Below are 23,334 nucleotides of genomic sequence, written 5' to 3'. Positions count from 1 at the left end.
GAGCTCGTAGGCCCGGTAAGGCGCAGCCGCCACCGGGCAAAACGTGGCGCATGGCGCCGGATGTCCATTGCCGGGCGGCGCTGCGCTTGCACCGGCCTACGGTCCTTCCCCTTCTGTGGAGCTCCCAGGCCCGGTAAGGCGCAGCCGCCACCGGGCAAAACGTGGCGCATGGTGCCGGATACCCATTGCCGGGCGGCGCTGCGCTTGCACCGGCCTGCGTTCTACGGTCCTTCCCCTTCTGTGGAGTTCGCAGGCCCGGTAAGGCGCAGCCGCCACCGGGCAAAACGTGGCGCATGGCGCCGGATGTCCATTGCCGGGCGGCGCTGCGCTTGCACCGGCCTGCGGTCCTTCCCCTTCCCCTCGAGTTCGCAGGCCGGTAAGTCGCAGCCGCCACCGGGGAGTGCGTTTACCCTACCAGTCCTCCTCCTGGCCGAGGATGCGCAATATATCCTGACGATGCTGCAGCAGCTGCGGGTTATCGCGGTGGCGGGGAAAGGCCAGCGGCAGCGCGAACTCGGCGATAATCCGCCCCGGACGCGGCGACATCACCAGCACCCGCTCGCACAGCAGCAGCGCCTCTTCGATATCGTGGGTCACCAGCAGGCTGGTATACCCCTGCTGCTGCCAGAGGGCGATCAGCTCCCGCTGCATGCTGATGCGGGTCAGCGAGTCCAGCTTGCCCAGCGGCTCGTCGAGCAGCAGCAGGCGCGGCTCGTTCAACAGCGCGCGCGCCAGCGCGGCGCGCTGCGCCATCCCCCCTGACAGCTGCCTCGGCCACGCTTCGCTGAAGGCCTGCAGACCGATGCGGTCAATCAGCGCGTCGGCCTTTGCTTCCAGCCCTCTTTTGCCCTGCGCCTGCGGGCCCAGCAGCACGTTCTGCCGCACCGTCAGCCAGGGATAGAGCGTCGGGTCCTGAAACACCAGTATGCGCTCCGGCCCCGGAGCGCCGAGCGGCGCGCCGTCGAACTGCATCTGTCCGTTCTGCGGGGCTTCCAGCCCGGCCAGCAGCCGCAGCAGGGTGGATTTACCGCAGCCGGAAGGGCCCAGCAGCGCCACGCTTTCCCCTGGCCGCAGCTGCAGGCTGATATTCTCCAGCACTGGCACCGCCTGTTTGCCGAGCGTAAACGCGTGATGAAGATGGCTTATCGATACCGCCGCGCCGCGCGCTATCGTCTGCGAACCTGACGTCGCGGTTACCATTGCATCCCTCCCCGCTGCCAGCTCAGCAGCTTATCGCGCAGCATAAATAATCCGCTGATCAGGCCGGAGCACAGCAAGGCCATCACCAGCAGCGCGGCGTACATATTGGGATAGGCCGCCCAGCCCTGGGCCCACTGGAGGTAGAAGCCGATCCCCGACTTCACCCCGACCATTTCAGCCACAATCAGCACCGAAAACGACGCGCCAAGCCCCATAAACAGGCCGACAAAGACGTTCGGCAGCGCGGCGGGGATCGCTACCCGCAGGATCAGGAAACGCTGGCTGGCGCCGAGCGTCCGCGCCACGTCGTACCACGCCTTGTCAATGCCGATGACCCCGGACCAGGTCAGCACCGTGACCGGGAACCAGGTGCTCAGCGCAATCAAAAACACGCTGGCGCCGAAGCTTGACGGAAAGATAAACAGGCACAGCGGCAGCAGCGCGGTGGACGGCACCGGCCCCAGCAGGCGTAACACCGGATGGACCCAATAGCCTATCCGTTGCGACCAGCCAATGGCGAGACCGGTGACGAACCCGCTGCTGGTGCCGAGCAGCACCCCAAGCCCCAGCAGCCCCAGGGAGTGCAGCAGGCTGTCGAGCAGACGCGGCCAGTCGTCGTGCAGCACCTCGATCAGCGCCTGCGGCGGCGCGAAAAACGGCACCGGCAGCACGCCGCTCTTGGCGGTCAGCCCTTCCCAGGCAGCGAACAGCACCGGCAGCAGCGCCAGCCACTTGCCGGCATGCAGCACGCGCGCGCCGCGCGCTCGCCAGTAGCGATAGCTCAGCGCCAGCAGCAGCAAGCCGCCGCCGAAGGCGAACTGCGCCAGCGCCCAGCCCTCGCTAAACGGCCAGCGCCGCCCGGCATCGGGCCAGGCCAGGGTGAACAGACCGCCCAGCAGCCACAGCGCGGCGGCCAGCAGCCCTTCTCCCCACAGCGGCGCGCGGCCGGTTGGGCGCGCCAGCGCCTGCTCAGGCGAATACGTTGGCATAGATACTCTCCGCAAACTGATGGGGATCGGTGCCCGGTTTGATCACCTGCACCCGCTGCAGGTCGACCGCATACTGCGTCAGCTCTTTCACGAACGCCTCCCCCACCGCGTGGTGGCCGTGCCCCTGTCCGTGCAGAATGCCGCTTACCTCCGCTTCACTGGTGTTGAGCGCATGGGCGAGGAAAGATTGCGCCACGCTTTCCGGGTGTTCGGCGGCATAGCTGTGCGCTTCAAGGATTGCCTGGGTGAGCGCCGCGGCGGCCGGTTTATGATCCCGCGCCAGGCTCCCGCTCACCCCCAGCACGCAGCAGCTCAGATTGGCATAGTCCCCGGTCATATTGCTGGCGATCAGCTGATACTTGCCGGTCTCCAGCAGCCGATAGCTGAACGGCTCGCTGCCGCTGATGGCGGCGATCTCGCGCTTATCCAGCGCCACGCTGAGCAGATCCGCCGGGTAGACTTTCCACTGCACGTCGCTTATCGGATCGATACCGTGGCGCTTAAGCAGGATGGCGAAGAAGTTTTTATCCGGCCCGGCCATGTCGGTGACGCCGATGGTTTGCCCTTTCAGGCTCTCAAGGCCGTTGAACGGCGACGCTTTGGCCGTCAGCAGGTTCAGGCAGCCGCCATGGGTCCCGGCGGTGAGCTTGACGTCAAAGCCCTGCTCCAGCGCCTTCAGCCAGCGCAGCGCCATCCCCACCCCGGCGTCGGCCTTGCCGGTGGCGATCGCCTCCAGCAGCACATCGGTGGAGTTGCCGAAGTTAACAAACTCAACGTCGAGGTTATATTTACTGAAAATCTTCTGCTGCTCGGCGACGGCGACCGGCGCGAGGCAAACCGCGCTTTTGTTGATCGCCAGCTTGATCTTGTACGGCTGCGGCAGGCGTAGCGCCGGATGAGCATCGCCGCTGGCCATCTCCGCCATATCGTGAGCCCACAGCGGCAGGGAAACCCCGGCCAGCGCCAGGCCACCGCTTAGCTTTAAAAAACGACGACGGGAAAAAGCGGACGGGGTCATGGCGTTACCTCCGCGTGGGCCGGCCCGGCGGGCACGCTAAAGCTGGAGTCAAAGGTCGGCTTCACGTCCAGCCGGGTGCGGATCAGGCCGTTGGCGAGATAAAAGTCCGCCGTCGCCTGCTGCTGGGTCACCGTTTCCTCCGCCAGCGGGTGCCACTGCGACTGGCGGTTGGCAAACTGCGCGCGGGCGATCTCCGCCGGGAAGCGGATGATCTCCCCCAGCGTTTTGCCGTAGCTGTCGAGATTGGCGTAGGCCCAGCGCTCGGCGCCGGCCAGGCGCTGGAGATAATCCTGCAGCGCGGCGCGCTTTTGCGGATCGTTAAGCGCTGAATCCGTTGCCGCAAGGAAGGTATTCCCCGGCAGCAGCCCTTTGCCGCTCACCAGGATCTGCCCCTCGTTGGTCTTCACCATCTGGGTGGTGTAGGGCTCCCAGGTCGCCCAGGCGTCCACCGAACCGTTAAGCAGCGCCACTTTGGCGTCCACCGGACCGAGGAACACCCACTGCACCTCCTTCGGCGAGATGCCCGCCTGCTCGAGCGCTTTCAGCGCCACGAAATGGCCAATCGACCCTTTGCCCGTGGCAATGCGCTTGCCTTTTAACCCGGCGGCGGTTTTTATCGCGCTGCCGGGAGAAACCAGCACCGCGGTCCCCGCCGGGTTGCTTTTGTCCACGGCGATCGCTTTTACCGGCGCGCCGTTAGCCAGGGCGAAGAGCAGCGGCGCATCGCCGATGATCCCCGCGTCCACCGCGCCAGCGTTAAGGGCTTCCGCCAGCGGCGCGGCGGCCGGAAATTCGGCCCACTTAATGTCGTAGGGGAGGTTTTGCAGGGCGTTGGCCGCCTCCAGCTGCGAACGCATGCCGCCTTTTTGATCGGCGATGCGCAGGGTAAGCCGCTCCTGCGCCGTCGCGTAACCGCCCAGCGCCAGCAGCATCAGCGCTGCCGCCACCCGGCCTGAGAATGATAGACGCATCGTGATTATCCTTGTGATTGAAAGACGAAGTGGCCGGCTGCCAGCCAGGCGCTGTCGCTCTGCGGGGTATGCACCCGGCCGCAGAGCACATTGCGGTAGTGGCGTTCCAGCGGGTTTTGTCGGCTGAGGCCATGATTGCCGGTCAGCTCGAGCGCGATATTCACCGCCTGAATGGCGTTGTCGGTGATAGTGACTTTCGCCAGGTTGGCCTCAATGGCGGAAAAGCGCAGCGCAGCGGCCTGCTCCAGCAAGCTGCGGTTAACCAACAGCAGTTCGGCGATCTGCCCGACCTTCTCCTGCACCCGCGGCAGGCGGGAAAGCGGATGGCCGAGACCCGCGGGCACCCGCCCCGCCAGCCACCTCACCAGCCAGTCGTGAGCGGCGCGGGCGATGCTGTCATAGATCGCCGCCAGCAATGCCGTCTGTCGGTTGGCGAACAGGCGCAACGGTTCCGCCTGAGCGGCGGGTGGCGCATCGACCGGCCAGACATCCACCGCATGCTCTGCCGCCACCCGCACGTGGCGAAAAATCACCTCATGGCTGCCGGTAGCCCGCATCCCGGCGTGATCCCAGCTTTTCACCACGCTAATCCCCGGGCTGTCGCCAGGCACCAGCCAGGTGCCCATCCGCGGCGGGTTCTCATCGCTTCTCGCCCAAACCGCCAGCCAGCGCAGCCCTTCAATGCCGGTGGTATAGATTTTATGGCCGTTGATGTCCCAGCCGTCCGCGCGGCGGCTCGCCACGGTGTCCGGCAGGCCGCCGCGCGCCGGGGAGCCCAGATCCGGCTCAACGCGCAGACTGTTGATCAGGCCGCCGTGTTCGACGGCATCATGAAAAACCTGCTGGCGCAGCGGCGCGTGCCAGGCGTCGTTTTCCGCCAGCCGCAAATGGTGCAGATACTGCATGCAGACGATCAGCGCCGTCGCCGGCTCACCCCAGGCGATGGCGGCGATGGCCTGCTGCAGCTGGGCCAGGCTGGCGCCCGCGCCGCCGTAAGCACGCGGCACGGCGAGGCTTAACCAGCCCCCCGCGCGCAGAGGGTCGATATTGCGCCAGGGAAAGTCGCCGCTGGCGTCAAGACTGGCCGCCTGCTCCGCCATCTGTTGGCGTACCGCCGTCAGCTGCTGCGCCCAGTCGTCGCGCTCAGGATGGATCACGATGCGCGCTCCGCCACCGCACGCCGCGCGGCTTTTTCACGAGCGATCGGCAGCAGCGCCCGGCCGTAGTCTGCCGCATCGTTCAGCGGGTCGAATCCGCGGATCAGGAAGTTGCGCACCCCGAGGTCGTAGTAGTCGAGCAGCGCATCGGCCACCTGCTCCGGGGTGCCTACCAGCGCGGTGGAGTTATGCCCGCCGCCCACCAGCTGGGCGATGCCGGTCCACAGGCGTTTGTCCACCACTCTGCCCTGCGCGGCGGTGGCCCGCAGCCGCTGGGCGCCGATGCTGTCCGGTTTGGCCTTGAACCCGCCCCCGCGCTGCGCCGCCTGCTCGGTGGCGACGTGCAGGATATGCTCGGCTTTCTCCCAGGCCTCGGCTTCGCTGTCGGCGATAATCGGCCGGAACGAGACGCTGAAGCCAATATCACGCTGGTGTTTCGCCGCTTCGGCGCGCACGCGCTGGATGGTCTCGCCGGTTTGCGCCAGCGACTCGCCCCACAGGGCGAAGACGTCAGCGTGTTTGCCGGCGACAGCGATGGCCGCTTCCGACGAACCGCCGAAGTAGATGGGAAGATGCGGCTTTTGCAGCGGACGAATGGCTGACCAGGCCTGTTCGGCCTGATAAAAATCGTCGTGAATATCTACCGGCTGCTCACTGGTCCACACCTGGCGTACGACGTCAAGGAAGGCGTCGGTGCGGGCATAGCGCTGGTCGTGATCGAGGTAATCGCCGTCCCGGCGCTGCTCGGCGTCATTGCCGCCGCTGATGATATGCACCGCCAGCCGGCCCCCCAGCAGATGCTCAAGGGTGGCGAATTTGCGCGCGGCAAGGGTCGGTGATACAAAACCGGGGCGATGGGCCAGCAGGTACTGAATTTTCTGCGTCGACAGTCCGGCCAGGGCGGTCACCAGAAAGCCGTCGGGTTGATCGGACCAGTGACCCACCAGCAGGCGATCGAACCCGGCGGCTTCATGGGTTTGCGCAAAGCGAACGATATAGTCGCGGTCAAAGATCGGCCCCACCGGGGCAATCGTTTCGGAAGAGAGGCGATGGCCAATCATGCCGAGAAACTGAATGCTCATGAACAACTCCTTGCGTCAGGGTAATGGAGTGGCCGCGACGGCGGCGCTGGTCATTACCCTATACAGGGTGTGTTAATGAACAAAATGCATTTTTATCATATCTTAATATGCAAGACTGGCATTAAACAAAAATACATAGTGCTTTCAGTCGGATACTGTCAGCTGCTGCACCACTTTGCTGGCGAAAAAGGTCAGCGGCGACTGCAGGTTTGCCAGATACCGGGCGTGGATCAGCCACAGCGACACCGCAGGCTGAAAGTCGCTGAGGTTGACGACCTCGAGTTCGTCACGCCACGGGCTGGCCGCCAGCGCCGCCCGCGGCACCAGACCCAGCCCCAGTCCCTGCGCCACCAGCGCCATCTGCAGCTGGGCGCCCGCGCTCTCGACGTTAAGCTTCAGGCGCAGACCCTGGCTTTGCAGCTCGCGGATGAGCCCGGCGCGTAGTCCACAGCCGTCGGGGTTAAGGATCCAGCCCTGTTCGACGCACTCCCGCAGCGACGACGCCCGCAGATTCAGACGCCGGGCGGCAATCGGCACCACCTCCAGGGGACACAGCAGCCGCCCGCTGTAGCCCTCGGCGAAGGTCTGCTGGGCGGGGCCCATCGCCAGCATGCCGTCCAGTTCGCCGTTTTCCAACCGGCGCTGCAGCTCTCCGCTCCAGCCGCAGGCGACCTGCGGGGACAGTGCGGGAAACTGCTGGCTCAGCGCCGCCAGCGCCGCCGGCAGCGCGATCTCGCTGATACTCTGCGGTACGCCGAGACGCAGCGCGCCGCGCGGCTCGCCTTCCGGATCCAACAGGCTGTAGAGCTTTTTCGTCTCGCGCTTAATGCTCAGGCACTGCTCGTACACCCGCTGACCGGCGGCGGTCAGGGTCAGCGGGCGGGTCTGACGCGCCAACAGCGTGACGTTCAGCTCCTGCTCCAGACGCTGCAGGCGCCGGGTGATAGCCGACTGGGTGATCCCCAGATAGTCCGCCGCCTGATTGAGGGAAGAAAACTGCACCGTGGCCAGCAGAGCGTCAATATCGTCGATGCGCATAGGATCCTTATGTGTAATTTGCATATTAATATATGCGTAAATTGCATTTAAATAATATTAACGCCTCTGTTAGCGTTTTGACCAGTCCCTCTGACAGGAACCGCACATGACTGGACCACGACTGGAAAAATTACGCCATTTTATTCATGAGGTTGATCGCCTGCACCGTGAACACCACCAGACCGCGCCGCTGCTTGACGCCGTGGCCCAACGGCTGGCGGCGCTGGTACGTCACGACGACTGGCTGCCAGAAGAGTACACCCTGCCGCACCCGCACCATTACCAGCAGTATCTGCTGCATGCCGACTCCGGGGAGCGCTTCTCGATCGTCAGCTTCGTCTGGGGGCCGGGACAGGCGACGCCGATCCATGACCACCGGGTATGGGGGGCCATTGGTATGCTGCGCGGCGCAGAGGAGAATCAACGCTACCAGCTGGATGCAGACGGCATACCGCGGCCGCTGGGCGCCGCGACGCTCCTGCAGGCAGGCCAGGTGGAGAAAGTCTCCGTTGACGATGGCGATATTCATCGCGTCAGCAATGCGCTGGCGGATCGCGTCTCCATCAGCATTCATGTTTACGGCGGCAACATCGGCGCGGTGAAGCGCGCGGTGTATACCCCGGAAGGCCAGCAAAAACCGTTTATCTCCGGCTACGCCAACCGCCATGTGCCCAACATCTGGGATCCCTCCCGCGAACACCAAGGATAACCATTATGTCCACTTACGCTTACCGACAGGCCGCCGGGATCCGCCAGGCGCTGCTCGACCGTCGTGAACTGGCGCTCATCGACGTCCGTGAAGAGGCCGATTTCGCCACCGCTCATCCGCTGTTTGCCGTCAATCTGCCGCTCAGCAAACTGGAGCTGGAGGTGCGCCGGCGGATACCGCGCTTCACCACCCCGATCACCGTCTACGACAATGGCGAAGGGCTGGCGGAGATCGCCGTCGAACGACTGCGGACCTGGGGCTATCAGGATGTGGCCCTGCTGGCCGAGGGTCTCGCCGGCTGGCGCCGCAGCGGCGGCGAGCTGTTTCAGGACGTCAACTCCGCCAGTAAAGCCTTTGGCGAGCTGGTGGAAAGCGTGCGTCACACGCCGTCGCTCAGCGCCCGGGAGGTTCAGGCGCTCATCGACAGCCGACAGGAGGTGGTGATCGTCGACGCCCGGCGCTTCGACGAGTACCAGACCATGAGCATCCCCGGCAGCATCAGCGTGCCCGGCGGCGAGCTGGCCCTGCGGGTGGAGAGCCTGACGCCCTCCCCGCAAACGCCGGTGATCGTCAACTGCGCCGGACGCACCCGCAGCATCATCGGCACCCAGTCGCTGATCAACGCCGGCGTGCCGAACCCGGTCCATGCCCTGCGCAATGGCACTATCGGCTGGACGCTGGCCGGCCAGACGCTGGCGCACCAGCAGCAGCGGCAATACGATCCCTCCGCCCGCGCCTCTGGCGCCCGGGCCGCCGAGGTGGCGCATCTCGCCGAACGGGCCGGGGTGGCGGTCATCGATGAGGCGACCCTGCAACGCTGGCTGCAGCAGAGCGACCGCACCACCTTCCTGTTTGATGTGCGCAGCCCTGAGGAGTACGCGGCGGGCCACTATCCTGGCAGCCTGAGCGCGCCAGGCGGCCAGCTGGTGCAGGAGACCGATCACTTCGCCAGCGTACGAGGGGCGCGAATCGTGCTACTGGATGACGATGGCGTCCGGGCGGCGATAACCGGCTCGTGGCTGGCGCAGATGGGCTGGGAGACGGCGCGGCTGAGCGCGCTGTCGGCCAGCCAGCTGAGCGAGCGCGGGGTACCGGCCGCCGAAGTGCCCCCCGCCCCGCAGGCGGCGGAGATAAACCCGGCGCAGCTGGCGCAACAGCTGGACGACCCCGGTACGGTGGTGCTCGATTTCACCACCAGCGCCAACTTTGTCGCCCGCCATATCCCCGGCGCATGGTGGCTGACGCGCTCGCAGCTGCGCCAGGCCCTGGAAGCGCTCCCTCCCGCTCAACGTTACGTGGTGACCTGCGGCAGCAGCCTGCTGGCCCGCTACGCGGTGCCCGAGGTGGCGGCCTTAACCGGTAAGCCGGTACAGGTATTGCGCGGCGGGACGCTGGCATGGATCGCCGCCGGTCTGCCGCTGGCCCATGGCGTCGCCGGCCTCGCTGTCGAGCGCCGGGACCGCTATCGCCGTCCCTATGAAGGGACCGATAATTCCGCAGAGGCCATGCAGGCCTATCTGGAGTGGGAGTACGGCCTGGTGGATCAGCTGGCCCGCGACGGCACCCACGGTTTTCAGGTGATCTAACGCCAGCGCGACTCAGGCCTCACGCATGATCCACGAGTACTGAAAGCTCTTCGGCGCCGGAAAATGGGTCCGGCGCCGGTAGGAGCCCAGCGACTGCGGCGTGCAATAGGTGCAGCTCCCCAGCCATTCAACGCTCGTTGACGCCACCCCCGCCTCTGCGAAGATCGCCTCAGCGAAAGCGCGCAGATCAAACCACAGATTATCGCTGCCGCGCGCCGCGGCTTTGAGCGGATCGCTGACCGGGCCAGAACGGGAATGGAACAGCCGCTGGCGGTGCCGGGCCACCCGGTCACCGCCGGGCTGGTCCAGCAGTTGCTGATAAAATCCGGCGGAGACTTCGTAACAGCAAGGGTGAATATGCGGCCCCACGGCGATGACCAGATCGGCCAGCGCCGCCCCCTGCTGGCGAAAAGTCGCCAGACTGTTGTCGATAATGCCGCTGGCCAGCCCCTGCCAGCCGGCATGCACGCTGCAGATGAAGCGACCGTCGCGCGAGGCGATCAGTATCGGCAGGCAGTCGGCGGTTACCACCCCCACCTTTTGCCCGGCGACGGCGGTAAACACCGCGTCGGCATGCGGGCGCGTCGGCAGCGGCTGCTGATAATGATGAACCTCATTGCCATGGACCAGCTTCACCGGCGCCATTTCGGCATAGGGAAAGGCGGCGGTTTCGTGGACATCGAGAAACGCGTGGCGGATGCCAGGGATAGCGTCGAGCAAGCGGGAGCGGTAAGCCATAGAGACGATTAGCGACAGAGAATGATGTCTTACCTTAGGCCAGGGCACGCGCAGAGGCAAGGCGGCGGCCCGGCATTTTTTCGCCGGACCGCCGGACAGGCTTCAGACAATGGCCGCGCGCTGCTGGCGATGCATCAGCCAGAACACCGCCACGCCGGCCAGCACAATGCCCGGCGCTGAGGCCGCCATCACCCCGACGGTGCCGGTGCCGAGGGCCAGCATCTTGCCGGCCAGCAGCGGACCGCTCATCGCCCCCAGGCGTCCCACCGCCACGGCGGTGCCGACCCCGGTGGCGCGGATCGCCGCGGGATAGAAGAGCGGCGCCAGCGCGTAGAGCACGCTCTGGCCGCCGGTGGCGAACAGCCCGGCGACAAACCCCGCCAGCAGCATCCCGCTCAGCGACGATGCGCTGCCCAGCGCCAGCAGCGACGCCAGAATGCCGCTGTATATCAGCAGCGACATGCGCAACGGAGTAAGCTTATCCATCAGCGCCCCCAGCAGCAGGGTGCCGCAGGCGGCGCCGATCTGCAGAGAGAACATCACTCCCGCCGCCTGGCTGGCGCTGAATCCCTGGCCTACCAGCAGCATCGGCAGCCAGTTGATCAGCATATAGACCACCAGCAGAGTAAAGAAATAGCCCAGCCACAGCAGCAGCGTGGCGGCGGCATGCCCCGGGGCAAACAGGGTGCGCAGCGGCACGCTGGTCTCCACGCGTTGAAACGCCTGCGATTCCGGCAGCCAGCGCATCAGCAGCGGGATCAGCAGCAGCGGAACCACGCCGCCAATCCAGAAGATGGTCTGCCAGGCCGCGGCGAGGCCAAAGAACCCCAGCGCCGCCGCCAGCGCGGCGCCAATGGGCACCCCGCAGTACATCAGGCTCACCGCCCGGCCGCGAAAACGGGGACCAGCGGCTTCCGAGGTTAAGGCAATCAGGTTCGGCAATGCCGCCCCCAGCCCGACGCCGGTGAGCAGGCGCGCCAGCAGCAGCGTCGGGAAGCTCCAGGCCACCGCGGTGGCCAGCGAGAACAGGCCAAACAGCAGCACCGAGCCCAGCAGGATGCGTTTGCGCCCGTGGCGGTCCGCCAGCATGCCGCCCACCAGCGCGCCGGGCAGCAGGCCGAGGATCCCGGCGCTGAAGATCCAGCCCATCTGCATTTTATCCAGCGCAAAGGCCTGCGCCATGCCCACGGCGGCGATCCCCGCCGCCTGCAGATCCAGCCCCTCCATCAGGGCCACCATAAAACAGAGCCCGATGGTGACCACCAGGCGCGAGGAGTTTGCGGTCGTTATCTTGGTCATAGGGTACCTTTGCGATAGCCGGACAAACGGAGCAGGTGATGGGCGGCTGATGCATGGTCAGCCGCCCGTTGTTATTTTTGGCGGTTAAGCAGATCCAGCGCGACGTCGACGATCATATCCTCCTGGCCGCCGACCATCCGCCGTTTGCCCAGCTCGACGAGAATATCCACCGCGCTGAGGCCATAGCGCGCCGCCGCCGCTTCGCTGTGGCGCAGGAAGCTGGAGTAGACCCCGGCGTAGCCCAGCGCCAGCGTTTCGCGGTCGACGCGCACCGGGCGGTCCTGCAGCGGCCGCACCAGCTCGTCGGCGGCATTCATCAGCGCGTAGAGGTTGGTGCCATGCCGCCAGCCGAGCTTGTCGGCGGCGGCAATAAATACCTCCAGCGGCGCATTGCCCGCCCCCGCCCCCATCCCGGCCAGGCTGGCGTCGATCCGGTCGCAGCCCTCTTCCACCGCGGCGATAGAGTTAGCCACCCCGAGGCTCAGGTTATGGTGGGCATGCATCCCGGTGGCGGTCTCCGGCTTCAGCACCGCCTTCAGCGCGCGGAAGCGATCGCGAATGTCGTTCATGTTCATCGCCCCGCCGGAATCCACCACGTAGATGCAGGTCGCCCCATAGGATTCCATCTTCAGCGCCTGCTGCGCCAGCGCCTGCGGGGAGATCATATGGCTCATCATCAGAAAACCGACGGTGTCCATCCCCAGCTCGCGGGCAAAGGCAATATGCTGCGCCGCGACGTCCGCTTCGCTGCAGTGGGTGGCGACCCGCACCACCCGCGCCCCGGCCTGATATGCGGCTTTCAGGTCGTGCAGGGTGCCGATGCCCGGCAGCAGCAAGGTGGCGATTTTCGCCTGGCTGACCGCCTCCGCCGCCGCTTCAATCCAGGCGATATCGCTGTGGGCGCCAAAGCCGTAGTTGAAGCTCGATCCCTGTAGCCCATCGCCGTGGGCGACTTCGATGGAGTCCACCCCCGCCTTATCCAGCGCGCCGGCAATCTGCTGCACCTGCGCCAGGGAATACTGGTGACGAATCGCATGCATACCATCGCGCAGCGTCACATCCGAAATGTAGAGTTTTTTACCGTTCATACTGTCGCTCCCGCCGCGCTGTTCATTGCCCCGGCCATTTTCTCCGCCGTTGCCAGCGCCGCCGAGGTCATAATATCGAGGTTGCCGGCGTACGCCGGCAGATAGTGCGCCGCCCCTTCCACTTCGAGGTAAACCGCGGTTTTCAGTCCGGAAAAACGGCCCACGCCGGGCAGGTTGACCGGATTATCCTCGGGGATAACCTCAAACTGCACCTGCTGCTTCAGCCGGTAGCCAGGCACGTAAGCCTGCACCGCCGCCGCCATCTCGGCGATCGAGGCGGCAATCGCCTCCTGGGACGCCATCTCGCTCAGCACATACACGGTATCGCGCATCATCAGCGGCGGCTCCGCCGGGTTCAGCACGATAATCGCCTTGCCCTTGCCCGCGCCGCCGACCTTTTCAATCGCCTGCGAGGTGGTTTCAGTGAATTCGTCAATATTCGCTCGCGTCCCCGGCCCGGCGGATTGACTGGCGATGGAGGCCACGATCTCCGCGTAATGCACCTTCGCCACCCGCGAGACCGCGGCGACCATCGGGATGGTGGCCTGCCCGCCGCAGGTCACCATATTGACGTTGCCCTGGTGGAGATTGGCCTCAAGGTTGACCACCGGCACGCAGTAGGGGCCAATCGCCGCCGGCGTCAGGTCGATGACGCGGATCCCTGGCTTCGCTTCGCGCAGCGCGGCATCGTTTTTGACGTGCGCGCCGGCGCTGGTGGCGTCGAAGACAAAGTCGATATCGGCAAACTCCGCCATCTGCATCAGGCCGCCCACCCCTTCGTGGGTGGTCGCGACGCCCATGCGCCGGGCGCGGGCCAGGCCATCCGACTGCGGATCAATGCCGACCATCACCGCCATCTCCAGTTGCTGGCCGTGGCGCAGAATTTTAATCATTAAATCGGTGCCGATATTCCCGGAGCCGATAATGGCGACTTTACGTTTACGCATCACGATGTCCTTCTCCGGCGGCGACGAAGCGTGCCGCGACTGAGCCAATACCTTCAATATGGGCGACAAAGCTGTCCCCCTCGTTAATCGCCACCATCGGGCCTAACGCCCCGGTCAGCACGATATCCCCCGCCCGCAGCGGTTCGCCGAGGCTGGCCATCTTGCGCGCCAGCCACACCGCGGCGTTCAGCGGATGCCCCAGGCACTCGCTGCCCCGGCCGCTGGAGACCAGCTCCTGGTTGCGGGTCATCTGCATGGCGCACGCTTTCAGATCCAAACCCGCCGGTCGCTGCGCCGGGCCGCCGATGACGTACAGGCCGCAGGAGGCGTTATCGGCGACGGTGTCGACAAAGCCGATTGACCAGTCGCGAATGCGGCTGCCCACCACCTCCAGCGCCGGCAGCACCCATTCGATGGCGTTATACAGCTCATCAAAAGTGGTATCGGCATGGGGCAGATCATGTTTCAGCACCAGGGCGATCTCGGCCTCCACCTTGGGCTGCAGCACGCGGCCAAACGGCACATCGGCGTTGTCGCCGTAGCACATGTCGGCAAACAGGGTGCCGAAATCCGGCTGGTTGACCCCCAGCTGCTGCTGCACTTTGGGATGGGTCAGGCCCACCTTGCGGCCCACCACCCGTCGGCCATGGGCCACGTGGTGCTGCACGTTCAGGCGCTGGATAGCGTAGGCGGCGTCGGCGTTGTCGACGCCGAGGATATCGCGCAGCGGGGCGATCGCCTGGCCGGTTCGTTCGGCGTCGCGCAACTGTTGCGCCAGCGCGTCAAGAGAAATAGTCATCATCACTCCTTAAGCCCGTGCGAGGAAATTGAGCACCAACTGATTAAAACTGTCGGCATGTTCCCACTGCGCCCAGTGGCCGCAGTCGCGGTAAATATGCAGCTCAGAGCCGGCGATCCCGGCGAGCAGGCGTAGTCCGGCGTCCATCGGCACGAAGCGGTCATTGCGTCCCCAGACGATGAGAGTTTGCGCAGCGATCTCGCCGAGCCGCGGGCCAAAGTCAGGGAATTGTTTCGGGTTGGCTTCGAGGCTCTTGACGAAGTTGTCCAGATGGTCGCGGCGCGACAGCATATTGTTCAGCCGCGCCTCGAACAGCGCGTCGGTGAGGTCACGGGTGTCGAAGACGAAAATGCTCATCATCTTCTTCAGGTTTTCAATGGTCGGCTCGCGGTACAGGGCGTTCAGCAGTTTGATGCCTTCCGTCGGCATCGGCGTAAACAGGCTCATGCCGCCGGTTCCCCCGCCCATCAGCACCAGCTTCGCCACCCGCTCCGGCCAGCTCAGGGTGAAGGCCACCGCGCTGTGACCGCCCATCGAGTTGCCCAGCAGATGGACTTTATCGATCCCCAGCTGATCGACCACGCTTTTCAAAATGCGGGCGTTGAGATCCGAACGCGAACCGCTGTTGACGATCGAATCGCTCTTCCCCCACCCCGGACAGTCCAGGAGCAGCACGCGATAGCCCGCCTCGACCAGCGGGTCAATGTTGCGGCTGAAGTTGGCCCAGCCGGTGGCCCCCGGCCCGGAGCCGTGCAGCATCACCACGGTCTCTTCCCCGTCGCCGCAGTCATTGATATGGATGCGCAGCGTGCGGCTTCCCTCGTCGACGTTGAGGAATCGGCTGGTGGCGTCTTCGGTTTGCGGTTGATAGCTCATGTTAGTCTCCCGGTTAATCAAATCTCGGTGGTGGCGCTCAGCGAGCCGAATCCGGCGATCCACTCGGGGATCGGCCGGTAATAGCGGCCTTCGCTGCGCCAGCGGCCAAAAGCGGATAGCGCGGCAAAGGCGGCCACCCAGGTCTTAATTTCGTGCGTCGATTTGCCGGCCATCGCCGACAGCTCGTCGTTGCCGATCGCGTCCAGTTCGCTCAGCCGCCCCTGCTCCAGCAGGCTCAAAAAGCGGTTGTCCCAGACCGGGTTGAGGGGATGGAGCGAGCGCTGGTCTTCGGTAAACCGTCGGGCGGCGCTGATCACCCGCTGCTGGCGCAGCTCGCGTTCGTCCGGCGGCAGCTGTTTGCCGCTGCCGAGCAGGCGGTCGCGCAGATGGGCGTCCGCCTTCGCCAGCTCCGGCACCGGCGGCTGGTGCGAAAGCCCGCCAGAGCCGAGGATCAGCACCCGCTTATTGAGGGTGTTGAGGAAGCGGCCCATCGCCTCGCCCAGCAGCCGGGTGCGTTGAAACCCCGGCATCGGCGCGGCGACGCCGTTAATAAACACCGGCAGCACCGGCAGGCGATCCAGCCCACCCAGCAAAAACTCCAGCGGCTGGGCGAAGCCATGATCCACCTGCATGTTGTACGACACCGCCAGGTCGATACCGCTGTTGATCACGGCGTGGGCGCAGGCTTCCGCCAGCTCGGTGGGCACCGGCAGGTCGCCGGCGGCGCTGGCGAAGTCGCCGATGGCGGTGGCGCCGACGCCCAGGCAGAACGGCGGCATCACGTCATAGAAAAAACCGTTGTAGTGATCGGGGGCGAAGAGCACCACCAGCTCGGGATCGAATTCAGCGATCCGCCGCCGGGCGTCGGCAATCACCCCGTTCACCTCATCGAGGACCGCCTGCTCCGGGTCAACGAATCCCACCAGCGGGGTGTGCGACAGACAGTGTAAATAGGCATGCATATCAGGCCACCTTCTCTTCAGCGTGGCCGGTATCCCCGGCCGCAAGGGTCATTTTTTCCGCCAGGGCGGTCAGCTGCGCGCCGAGGGTTTGCGGGATAGCGAGGGCGGCGACAAAGCGGTCCGGCCTGACCACGGCGATGGCGGTGTTATGTTGCGCAAACCAGCTCTTCAGACGGTTTTGCTTATCCCCCACCCGCAGCGTGCCCGGGGCGTTATCCTGCTCGCGATGGATCTGCACCTCCGGCACGACCTGGATAAAGCGCACCCCTATCGCGCGCCAGCGGGCGATCTGCCCGGCGTCGAGCCCCCACTGCGGGTTGCAGCCCCAGCCGAAAATGGCGAAATTCGCTCCGATAACCTCATCGAGCAGGAGACTCTCGCCGTTCTCCAGCGTCACCTGCGGTTGAATAAACATTTTGCCCACCGGCGAGGCTTTGCCTGCGCCGTCGGTCAGCAGCGCCCCTTCGCGATACTGCGGCATCGGCTTAAAGCGCATTTCGAGGAAGTAACGTTTCACCGGCGGCAGGTAGTTCAGCAGCCAGGAGAGGCCATCGCGCGCCGCGCCCTGCCAGCGCTTCGGCGGCGCCAGCACGTGACCGGCGGTGACCGACAGGTCAATCATCGCCTTCGCGTGGTCGCGACGCTCCTGCTGGTAGCTGTCAAGCAGCGCCTCTCCCGCTTTGCCGTTGACCACCAGCGCCAGCTTCCACGCCAGGTTGAAGGCGTCACGCATGCCGCTGTTGTATCCCTGGCCCTGCCAGACCGGCATGATGTGCGCGGCGTCGCCGGCCAGCAGCACCCGGTCAATGCGAAAGCGCTCGGCAAGGCGCGCGTTATGGGTGTAGACCCGCTGGCGGATCAGCTCGACGCGATCCGGGTCCGGCAGCACTTTGCTCAGCAGACGGCGCATATTGTGCGGCTCGCTGAGCTGGGCTTCGGTTTCCCCGGGCATCACCATAAATTCAAAGCGGCGCACGCCGTGGGGCAGCGCGGCGGAAACGTAGGGCCGCACCGGGTCGCAGCACAGGTAGACGTGCGGGGTGGCCAGCGGATCGTTGGCGATATCGATGACGATCCACTGGTTCGGCGCGGTCTTGCCTTCGAAAGGGACGTTCAGCGTGCGGCGAATAAAGCTGGCGCCGCCGTCGCAGGCCACCAGCCAGTCAGCGCGCACTGTCTCCCGCTCGCCATCCGGTCCTTTGATATTTAACGTGACACCGTCACTGCTCTGGCTAAAGGCTTCCACCTCGCGGGAGAAGAGGCAACGGACCTGCGGGAAACGCTGCAGGCCGTGATACATCACCGCATCCACCTGCGGCTGAATAAAGGCATTGCGCCGCGACCAGCCAAACTCATCGGTCATCGGCTGGATGTCGGCAAAGCAGCGGCCCTTCGGGGTCAGAAAGCGCATGGCGTGCCACGGCGTGGTGTGCGGCAGCACGTCATCCACCAGCCCCACCGCCTGCATCGCCCGCAGCGACTCATCGTCAATACCGATGGCCCGCGGGTAATCGATCAGTTTGTCGAGCTTTTCTACCAGCAGCACGCTGATGCCCATCTGGCCAAGGTAGTTGGCCATCATCAGGCCTACCGGACCGGCGCCGGCAATGGCGACCTGGGCGGTATGCTGCACGGCGGGTTGAATATCGGGTGTAGATGTTGTCATTCTTAGCGACCTCACGACTCGGAAACTGCCCGGCTGACAGGCAATTTGTTAATCATGTGTAAACGTATTTTTATAATGGGCTGAGTATAGGGCGGGTGTTTTCGGCTACAATCAAAACATCGCTGAATGTGCACCAGGTGCACATCGCTGTTTATAAAGCATTTTAAGGAAGGATTTATGCGTGATGATGGGGCCACTGAGTACAAAACGGTGCGCGGATTAAGCCGGGGTTTATTGTTATTAAAATTGTTAAATAAATTCGACGGCGGCGCGACGCCCGGCCTGCTGGCGGAGTTTAGCGGCCTGCATCGCACCACCGTGCGCCGGCTGCTGGAGACGCTGCAGGAGGAAGGTTTTGTCCGCCGCAGCCGCTCCGATGACAGCTTTCGTCTGACCATTAACGTCCGCCAGCTGAGCGACGGATTTCGTGACGAACATTGGATTTCTGCCCTCGCCACGCCGCTGCTCGGGGAGCTGCTGCGCGAGGTCCAGTGGCCGACGGATATCACCACCCTCGACGTCGACGCCATGGTGGTGCGCGAAACCACCCACCGCTTCAGTCGGCTGTCGTTTCACCGGGCGATGGTCGGACGGCGACTGCCGCTGCTGCTCACCGCCTCCGGTCTGACGTGGCTGGCCTTTGCCCCCGACGCGGAGCGCGACGCCATTCTCAGCATGCTGGCCGCCCGTCCGGAAGCGGAGTATCAGCTGGCTCGCGAACCGGAACGGCTGGCGGCGATCCTCGCCCGCACCCGCCAGAACGGCTATGGCGAAAATTTCCGCGGCTGGCGGCAGGAGGAGAAAATCGCCTCTATCGCTGTGCCGGTCTGCAGCCAGCAGCGGGTCATCGGCTGCCTCAACCTGGTCTATATCGCCAGCGCCATGACCATTGAGCAGGCGGCGCAGAAGCATCTCTCCGCGCTGCAGAGGGTGGCGGGCCAGATAGAAGCCCGCATGGAGGATGAAGAAGTGTGGTACGAAATGCCCTGAACGTCCGCTGGCGTGTGAGAAACCGCCTGCAGATAACGTGATGATAAACCCGGCCACACTGCGCGGTGCGGCCGGAGGGGCGTCGCGTCAGTAGCGAATTTCCGCCAGCGCCCGGAGCTGTTCAGGGGTGGCTACCGGCAGGTCGAAAAAGCGCAGATAGGCAGGGATCATTTCAAACAGCATGTCGGTCCCGCGCTGGATGTGGCACTGTCGCGCCTGGGCGGCTCTCAGCAACGGAGTATACTCCTGGGTCATCACCACCTCCCCCACCCAGGTGCCTGGCGCCAGACGGTCTACGTCCAGCGGCAGCGGATCGCTGACCTTCATCCCCAGCGGCGTGGCGTTGACCACCAGCTCGTGTCCGGCAGGATCGTGCTGCATCAGAGTGATATCGAGCTGGGGATAGTGCTGATGCAGCCGTCCAGCGAGAGCGTGCGCCACCTCGGGACGGGTATCGTACAGAGTCAGGGCGCTGACCGCTGCAGCCGCAAGGGAGGCGGCGATAGCCGACCCCACCCCGCCGCTGCCGACCACCAGCGCCCGCGTCCCCTCAGGCTGAAATCCCTTACGGCGCAGGCCCAGCACAAAGCCGTCGCCATCGAACATGTCCCCGGAGAGGCTGCCGTCCGCCTCGCGACGGATGGCGTTGCAGGCGCCGGCGATAGCCGCCGTCGGGCTCAGGCGTTGCACCAGATCGCAGGTGGCGATTTTATGCGGCATCGTCACCAGCGCGCCGATGATATTGGTCATCGTAAACAGCGGCGGAATAAACGCGGCATAGTCCTCCGGCCTGACGCCCATTGGCACCACCTTCACGTCCACCTGCTGGTCGACAAACCACGGGTTGTAGATCATCGGCGCCTTAAAACTGGCGGTCGGATAGCCAAGATGCGCTATCAGCCGCGTATTCCCACTAATCACCATGCCTTGCTCCTTTGCTTACTGCGATAACTCGATACGTTTGACGTCGCCGAGGATAAACAGATAGGCCGCCACGCCCAGCAGCGCGGCGCCGCCGATGTAGATCAACGCGTAGAAGAAATTGCCGAACCCGGCGACGATAAAGCCGATCACCAGCGGGGTGAGGATCCCCGCGAGGTTGGCGCAAAAGTTGAACAGGCCGCCGGTGAGCCCGCCCAGCCCCTTCGGGGCGATGTCGGAGATCAGCGTCCAGCCGAGGCCCACCATCCCCTGGCCAAAAAAGGCAAACGACATCACCAGGATCACCGCCAGGTCGCTCTGCAGCCAGTTGGCGGAGATGATGCAGCTGGCCATCAGCAGGCCGGCGACGATCGGCAGCTTACGCCCCAGGTTGGCCGACCCGGTGGCTTTAAGCAGCTTGTCGGAGATCCAGCCGCCAAACATCACCCCGCCGGCGGCGGCGACAAACGGCAGGATGGAAAAGAAACCGACCTTCAGCCACGGCATATGGCGTTCGGTGGCCAGCCAGGTGGGAAACCAGGTAAGAAAGAATACCAGCACCGTGTTGCCGGCAAACTGGCCGATACTGGCGCCGATGATCTGACGTTTGCTCAGCAGCTGGCGGACCAGCGGCCAGCTGAACGCCACCTGCTGGTCGGCTGGGGCGCTCAGGCCGCCGCCGTTTTCGATATGCTCGCGCTCCTGCTGGCTGAGACGAGGGTCTTCATGCGGTTCGCGGTAGCAGCGCCACCACACCAGGGCGAACAGAATGCCGACCACGCCGACGCTGACGAACAGCACCCGCCAGCCGAAGCCGTCCATGATCCAGAACAGCAGCGGGGCAAAGCAGGCCAGCCCGAGGTATTCACCCACGGTGTACACCGCCGTGGCCTTCGCGCGCTCCTGCTGCGGGAACCAGGCGCTGACCACCCGGCTGTTCACCGGAAAGCACGGCGCTTCGCTGACGCCAAGCCCGAAACGGCACAGCAGCAGCGTCTTCAGCCCCACCGCCATGCCGTGGAACAGGGTAAACAGCGACCACAGGGTCAGCGACAGAAAATAGGTCACTTTGTTGCCAAAACGGTCGAGAAACAGCCCGCCGGGGATCTGCGCCAGAGCGTAGGTCCAGGCGAAAGCGGAGAAGAGGATCCCCATGAGCGCAGGGTCGATCCCCAGCTCACCGGTCAGCTTTGGGGCGGCGATCCCCAGCACGGTGCGATCGAGGTAGTTGATCATGGTGCCGATGGCCAGCAGCGCAAGAATGCCGATGCGCCGCCGGGAGCGGCGCGCGGTGACGGCTGGCTGGGCGGCGGCCGTCGGGTTAGGGCTATATGAGCTCATAGTCGGTTCCTGTCTCGGGTACAGAGGGTGTTGTTATTGTGTTTCAGGCATAATGAACCATTTGATTCAGGCTAACAATACTGCATCGCCGCCAGACGGACGGCCGCATTCGCCGCGCCATAGAGCGCGTAGCCTGCCCGTCGTTCGGTTAATTCAAAGAAGAAGCGCCCGGCGATGAAGGGCCGGGTATACAGATGCAGGAATGCTCCGCCCTGCGGATCGCGGTCGTAGAGGAGCTGCCGCCGCTGGAGCCGCCCGACGTCCAGCTCGCCGCCAAAGCGCGCCAGCAGATCGTCATAGTAATTGGCCGGGATCGGCAGCGCATGATCGGCAACCGCGGCGAGCTGGTCGCAGGTGGCCGGCAGATCGCGGCAGGCAAAGGCGGCATGCTGCAGCCCCGCCCCCTGGTAGCAGGCGACCGAGCGGGCGATCTGCGTCGCCCGGCTCTGGGAGATATTCAGCGCCAGGCGGATCTCCCCCTGCGGGCTGCGCACCGCCAGACTACGCACCAGCCCATAGGGATCCGGCAGCGTCTGCTCATGTTCGAGCGTAAAACCAAACACCGTGCGGAAGAACATCACCCAGTTGTCGCGGCTGTCGGCCTCCATCCCCAGCGCCAGATGGTCGATGCCGAGGTAATCTTCGCGCACCGTCACGCCATCGCGCAGGAGAAAGTCGCGCTCGTAGATCGCCTCCCCGGCATCGATGAGATAGACCAGGCTGCCGTCAGGGGCGCAGATCGCCGGGATCGGCGTTTCGTTCGGCCCGGCGTCGCCCTGCCAGGTGGCATACCCCAGCGCGCGGGCGCGAGCGACAATCGGCGCACTGCTGTCGACCCGCAGCGCCATCGCGCAGAGCGATACCCCGTGGCGTTGATAAAAGTGATCGGCCCAGCTGTGCGACTGATGGTTTATCACGATCCGCGCCCCGCCGTTGCGCCACAGCGTGACCTGTTTGGAGCGGTGGCTTCCCTCGTGCTGAAAACCCAGCGCCTGCAGGTGCTGCCCCAGGCGCTGCGCCTCGGCGACGCTGGCGGCGAATTCGATAAACTCCAGCCCGTGACAGACCGGCGGTGGCGGCGGTGAAAACAGATCGGCATCGCACGCCGGGAGCCGGCGACGAGTCTGCTCCTCCAGCCACAGCAGCGAACGATAGCCATCTTTGGCCGTCGCGCCGTTCGGCGAGGCGCGAAAACCGTCATTAAAGATCTCCAGCGACCAGGGGCCGCGATAGCCGCAGCGGGTGATCTGCTCGGCAAACGCCTCCAGCGGCAGCTCCCCCTGCCCGGGGAAGCAGCGGAAATGGCGACTCCACTCCAGGAGATCCATTTTCATATACGGCGCATCGGCGAGCTGAACGAAGGTGATTTTCTCCACCGGCACCGATGGCAGCGCGTCGAGGGTGTCGCCCCGGGCCAGGATATGGAAGCTGTCGAGCACCAGGCCCAGCGCCGGGCTGTCCACCCGCTGCACCCGCTCCCAGGCCTGCTGCCAGCGGTTCACATGGGTTCCCCAGGCCAGCGCCTCATAGCCGATAGCGATCCCCTCCTCTTCCGCCAGCGTGGCCAGCGCCCGCAGGTCCGCCACCTGCAGTTCGCTATCCGCCGAGCAGTCCGGCTGCACATTGCTGCACAGCAGCAGCGTGTCGCAGCCCAGCTCGCGCATCAGCGCAAATTTGCGTCTGGCGCGGGCCATATTGGCCGCAAACTGCGCCCGGCTGGCGCCTTCAAAATCGCGAAAGGGTTGAAAAAGCGTGATTTTTAACCCTAAATCGGCGGCCAGCTGGCGGATTTCCGCCGGCGTCCCCGTATAATAGAGCAGATCGTTCTCGAAAATTTCCACACCCTGATACCCCGCCGCCGCAATAGCGTGCAGCTTCTCTGGCAGGGTGCCGGAAATCGAAACGGTGGCGATAGAGCGCAGCATAAGGTCCTCGGGTCAACAGCTGACGTGAGCCT

At 64.8% G+C, this 23,334-nt stretch carries 20 protein-coding genes and 1 pseudogene; 3 read left to right on the top strand and 18 right to left on the bottom strand.

Annotation, left to right across the window (positions count from 1 at the left end; genetic code table 11):
• Positions 1–411: 411 nt before the first annotated feature.
• From LGM20_RS10550 to LGM20_RS10520, 7 genes and pseudogenes are all read right to left on the bottom strand, one after another.
• Positions 412–1,200 (bottom strand): ABC transporter ATP-binding protein, encoded by a 789-nt coding sequence (locus LGM20_RS10550; protein WP_044523765.1) that lies wholly within the window; start codon positions 1,198–1,200, stop codon positions 412–414.
• Positions 1,194–2,189 carry an ABC transporter permease gene (locus LGM20_RS10545; RefSeq protein WP_044523768.1) on the bottom strand — a complete coding sequence of 332 codons (996 nt, stop codon included), beginning with the start codon at positions 2,187–2,189 and terminating at the stop codon, positions 1,194–1,196. Before LGM20_RS10545 ends, LGM20_RS10550 begins: the two co-directional genes overlap by 7 nt.
• Positions 2,170–3,207 (bottom strand): ABC transporter substrate-binding protein, encoded by a 1,038-nt coding sequence (locus tag LGM20_RS10540; protein ID WP_044523770.1) that lies wholly within the window; start codon positions 3,205–3,207, stop codon positions 2,170–2,172. Before LGM20_RS10540 ends, LGM20_RS10545 begins: the two co-directional genes overlap by 20 nt.
• Positions 3,204–4,178 (bottom strand): ABC transporter substrate-binding protein, encoded by a 975-nt coding sequence (locus tag LGM20_RS10535; protein ID WP_044523773.1) that lies wholly within the window; start codon positions 4,176–4,178, stop codon positions 3,204–3,206. The genes LGM20_RS10540 and LGM20_RS10535 overlap by 4 nt, the downstream gene beginning before the upstream one ends.
• Positions 4,179–4,183: 5 nt before the next feature.
• Entirely contained in the window at positions 4,184–5,335 is a 1,152-nt protein-coding gene (locus tag LGM20_RS10530) for an acyl-CoA dehydrogenase family protein (protein WP_044523777.1), read from the bottom strand.
• A pseudogene (locus tag LGM20_RS10525) lies at positions 5,322–6,417 on the bottom strand (LLM class flavin-dependent oxidoreductase). Before LGM20_RS10525 ends, LGM20_RS10530 begins: the two are co-directional and overlap by 14 nt.
• A 144-nt stretch (positions 6,418–6,561) precedes the next feature.
• Complete coding sequence (locus LGM20_RS10520) at positions 6,562–7,455, bottom strand: LysR family transcriptional regulator (RefSeq protein ID WP_044523784.1); 894 nt, start codon at positions 7,453–7,455, stop codon at positions 6,562–6,564.
• A 106-nt stretch (positions 7,456–7,561) separates the two neighbouring features.
• Between LGM20_RS10520 and LGM20_RS10515 the strand changes: the two genes are divergently transcribed.
• Positions 7,562–8,164, top strand: coding sequence for a cysteine dioxygenase family protein (locus LGM20_RS10515; protein ID WP_032453221.1), 603 nt, complete (start codon positions 7,562–7,564; stop codon positions 8,162–8,164).
• Positions 8,165–8,169: 5 nt separating this feature from the next.
• The gene (locus LGM20_RS10510) at positions 8,170–9,750 is read left to right on the top strand and encodes a rhodanese homology domain-containing protein (protein WP_044523788.1); all 1,581 of its coding nucleotides are present in this window, start codon (positions 8,170–8,172) and stop codon (positions 9,748–9,750) included.
• 12 nt (positions 9,751–9,762) lie between these two features.
• Here the strand turns inward: LGM20_RS10510 and LGM20_RS10505 are convergent, their stop codons facing one another.
• From LGM20_RS10505 to LGM20_RS10470, 8 genes are all read right to left on the bottom strand, one after another.
• Complete coding sequence (locus tag LGM20_RS10505; RefSeq protein ID WP_023290058.1) at positions 9,763–10,488, bottom strand: purine nucleoside phosphorylase YfiH/LACC1 family protein; 726 nt, start codon at positions 10,486–10,488, stop codon at positions 9,763–9,765.
• Positions 10,489–10,590: 102 nt separating this feature from the next.
• Complete coding sequence (gene mhpT / locus LGM20_RS10500) at positions 10,591–11,787, bottom strand: 3-(3-hydroxy-phenyl)propionate transporter MhpT (protein ID WP_044523792.1); 1,197 nt, start codon at positions 11,785–11,787, stop codon at positions 10,591–10,593.
• 71 nt (positions 11,788–11,858) lie between these two features.
• Positions 11,859–12,875, bottom strand: a complete 1,017-nt coding sequence (gene mhpE, locus LGM20_RS10495; protein ID WP_044523795.1) for a 4-hydroxy-2-oxovalerate aldolase — start codon at positions 12,873–12,875, stop codon at positions 11,859–11,861.
• Positions 12,872–13,822 (bottom strand): acetaldehyde dehydrogenase, encoded by a 951-nt coding sequence (mhpF, locus tag LGM20_RS10490; RefSeq protein WP_044523797.1) that lies wholly within the window; start codon positions 13,820–13,822, stop codon positions 12,872–12,874. The genes mhpE and mhpF overlap by 4 nt, the downstream gene beginning before the upstream one ends.
• Positions 13,815–14,621 (bottom strand): 2-keto-4-pentenoate hydratase, encoded by an 807-nt coding sequence (gene mhpD, locus LGM20_RS10485; RefSeq protein ID WP_023290062.1) that lies wholly within the window; start codon positions 14,619–14,621, stop codon positions 13,815–13,817. Before mhpD ends, mhpF begins: the two co-directional genes overlap by 8 nt.
• 9 nt (positions 14,622–14,630) lie before the next feature.
• Positions 14,631–15,497 (bottom strand): 2-hydroxy-6-oxonona-2,4-dienedioate hydrolase, encoded by an 867-nt coding sequence (gene mhpC / locus LGM20_RS10480; RefSeq protein WP_044523798.1) that lies wholly within the window; start codon positions 15,495–15,497, stop codon positions 14,631–14,633.
• Positions 15,498–15,514: 17 nt separating this feature from the next.
• Positions 15,515–16,459, bottom strand: coding sequence for a 2,3-dihydroxyphenylpropionate/2,3-dihydroxicinnamic acid 1,2-dioxygenase (gene mhpB, locus LGM20_RS10475; RefSeq protein ID WP_044523809.1), 945 nt, complete (start codon positions 16,457–16,459; stop codon positions 15,515–15,517).
• Position 16,460: 1 nt separating this feature from the next.
• Entirely contained in the window at positions 16,461–18,125 is a 1,665-nt protein-coding gene (locus LGM20_RS10470; RefSeq protein ID WP_044523810.1) for a bifunctional 3-(3-hydroxy-phenyl)propionate/3-hydroxycinnamic acid hydroxylase, read from the bottom strand.
• Positions 18,126–18,302: 177 nt separating this feature from the next.
• On the opposite strand from LGM20_RS10470, the gene LGM20_RS10465 reads away from it, so the two are divergent.
• Positions 18,303–19,115, top strand: coding sequence for a DNA-binding transcriptional regulator (locus LGM20_RS10465; protein ID WP_023290066.1), 813 nt, complete (start codon positions 18,303–18,305; stop codon positions 19,113–19,115).
• Positions 19,116–19,202: 87 nt separating this feature from the next.
• Here LGM20_RS10465 and LGM20_RS10460 read toward each other — a convergent pair whose 3' ends face one another.
• The 3 genes from LGM20_RS10460 to LGM20_RS10450 form a co-directional block, all read right to left on the bottom strand.
• Positions 19,203–20,039, bottom strand: coding sequence for a shikimate dehydrogenase family protein (locus LGM20_RS10460; RefSeq protein WP_044523811.1), 837 nt, complete (start codon positions 20,037–20,039; stop codon positions 19,203–19,205).
• Positions 20,040–20,054: 15 nt separating this feature from the next.
• Positions 20,055–21,377, bottom strand: coding sequence for an MFS transporter (locus LGM20_RS10455; RefSeq protein ID WP_023290068.1), 1,323 nt, complete (start codon positions 21,375–21,377; stop codon positions 20,055–20,057).
• A gap of 71 nt (positions 21,378–21,448) precedes the next feature.
• Positions 21,449–23,302 carry a bifunctional sugar phosphate isomerase/epimerase/4-hydroxyphenylpyruvate dioxygenase family protein gene (locus LGM20_RS10450; RefSeq protein ID WP_044523812.1) on the bottom strand — a complete coding sequence of 618 codons (1,854 nt, stop codon included), beginning with the start codon at positions 23,300–23,302 and terminating at the stop codon, positions 21,449–21,451.
• Positions 23,303–23,334: the final 32 nt, after the last annotated feature.

This window comes from Klebsiella quasipneumoniae subsp. quasipneumoniae (assembly GCF_020525925.1).
Taxonomy (GTDB): Bacteria; Pseudomonadota; Gammaproteobacteria; order Enterobacterales; family Enterobacteriaceae; genus Klebsiella; species Klebsiella quasipneumoniae.
Note: the sequence above shows the minus strand (reverse complement) of the source record. Positions and strands in the feature narration are given on the sequence as shown.

Excerpts from the sequence above, each read along its gene's own strand:
- mhpT (WP_044523792.1), bottom strand. The coding sequence starts at position 11,787 with ATGACCAAGATAACGACCGCAAACTCCTCGCGCCTGGTGGTCACCATC.
- LGM20_RS10470 (WP_044523810.1), bottom strand. The coding sequence starts at position 18,125 with ATGACAACATCTACACCCGATATTCAACCCGCCGTGCAGCATACCGCC.
- LGM20_RS10535 (WP_044523773.1), bottom strand. The coding sequence starts at position 4,178 with ATGCGTCTATCATTCTCAGGCCGGGTGGCGGCAGCGCTGATGCTGCTG.
- LGM20_RS10510 (WP_044523788.1), top strand. The coding sequence starts at position 8,170 with ATGTCCACTTACGCTTACCGACAGGCCGCCGGGATCCGCCAGGCGCTG.
- LGM20_RS10520 (WP_044523784.1), bottom strand. The coding sequence starts at position 7,455 with ATGCGCATCGACGATATTGACGCTCTGCTGGCCACGGTGCAGTTTTCT.
- mhpC (WP_044523798.1), bottom strand. The coding sequence starts at position 15,497 with ATGAGCTATCAACCGCAAACCGAAGACGCCACCAGCCGATTCCTCAAC.
- mhpB (WP_044523809.1), bottom strand. The coding sequence starts at position 16,459 with ATGCATGCCTATTTACACTGTCTGTCGCACACCCCGCTGGTGGGATTC.
- LGM20_RS10545 (WP_044523768.1), bottom strand. The coding sequence starts at position 2,189 with ATGCCAACGTATTCGCCTGAGCAGGCGCTGGCGCGCCCAACCGGCCGC.
- LGM20_RS10465 (WP_023290066.1), top strand. The coding sequence starts at position 18,303 with ATGCGTGATGATGGGGCCACTGAGTACAAAACGGTGCGCGGATTAAGC.
- LGM20_RS10515 (WP_032453221.1), top strand. The coding sequence starts at position 7,562 with ATGACTGGACCACGACTGGAAAAATTACGCCATTTTATTCATGAGGTT.
- LGM20_RS10505 (WP_023290058.1), bottom strand. The coding sequence starts at position 10,488 with ATGGCTTACCGCTCCCGCTTGCTCGACGCTATCCCTGGCATCCGCCAC.
- LGM20_RS10450 (WP_044523812.1), bottom strand. The coding sequence starts at position 23,302 with ATGCTGCGCTCTATCGCCACCGTTTCGATTTCCGGCACCCTGCCAGAG.
- mhpE (WP_044523795.1), bottom strand. The coding sequence starts at position 12,875 with ATGAACGGTAAAAAACTCTACATTTCGGATGTGACGCTGCGCGATGGT.
- LGM20_RS10540 (WP_044523770.1), bottom strand. The coding sequence starts at position 3,207 with ATGACCCCGTCCGCTTTTTCCCGTCGTCGTTTTTTAAAGCTAAGCGGT.
- mhpF (WP_044523797.1), bottom strand. The coding sequence starts at position 13,822 with ATGCGTAAACGTAAAGTCGCCATTATCGGCTCCGGGAATATCGGCACC.
- LGM20_RS10455 (WP_023290068.1), bottom strand. The coding sequence starts at position 21,377 with ATGAGCTCATATAGCCCTAACCCGACGGCCGCCGCCCAGCCAGCCGTC.
- mhpD (WP_023290062.1), bottom strand. The coding sequence starts at position 14,621 with ATGACTATTTCTCTTGACGCGCTGGCGCAACAGTTGCGCGACGCCGAA.
- LGM20_RS10460 (WP_044523811.1), bottom strand. The coding sequence starts at position 20,039 with ATGGTGATTAGTGGGAATACGCGGCTGATAGCGCATCTTGGCTATCCG.
- LGM20_RS10550 (WP_044523765.1), bottom strand. The coding sequence starts at position 1,200 with ATGGTAACCGCGACGTCAGGTTCGCAGACGATAGCGCGCGGCGCGGCG.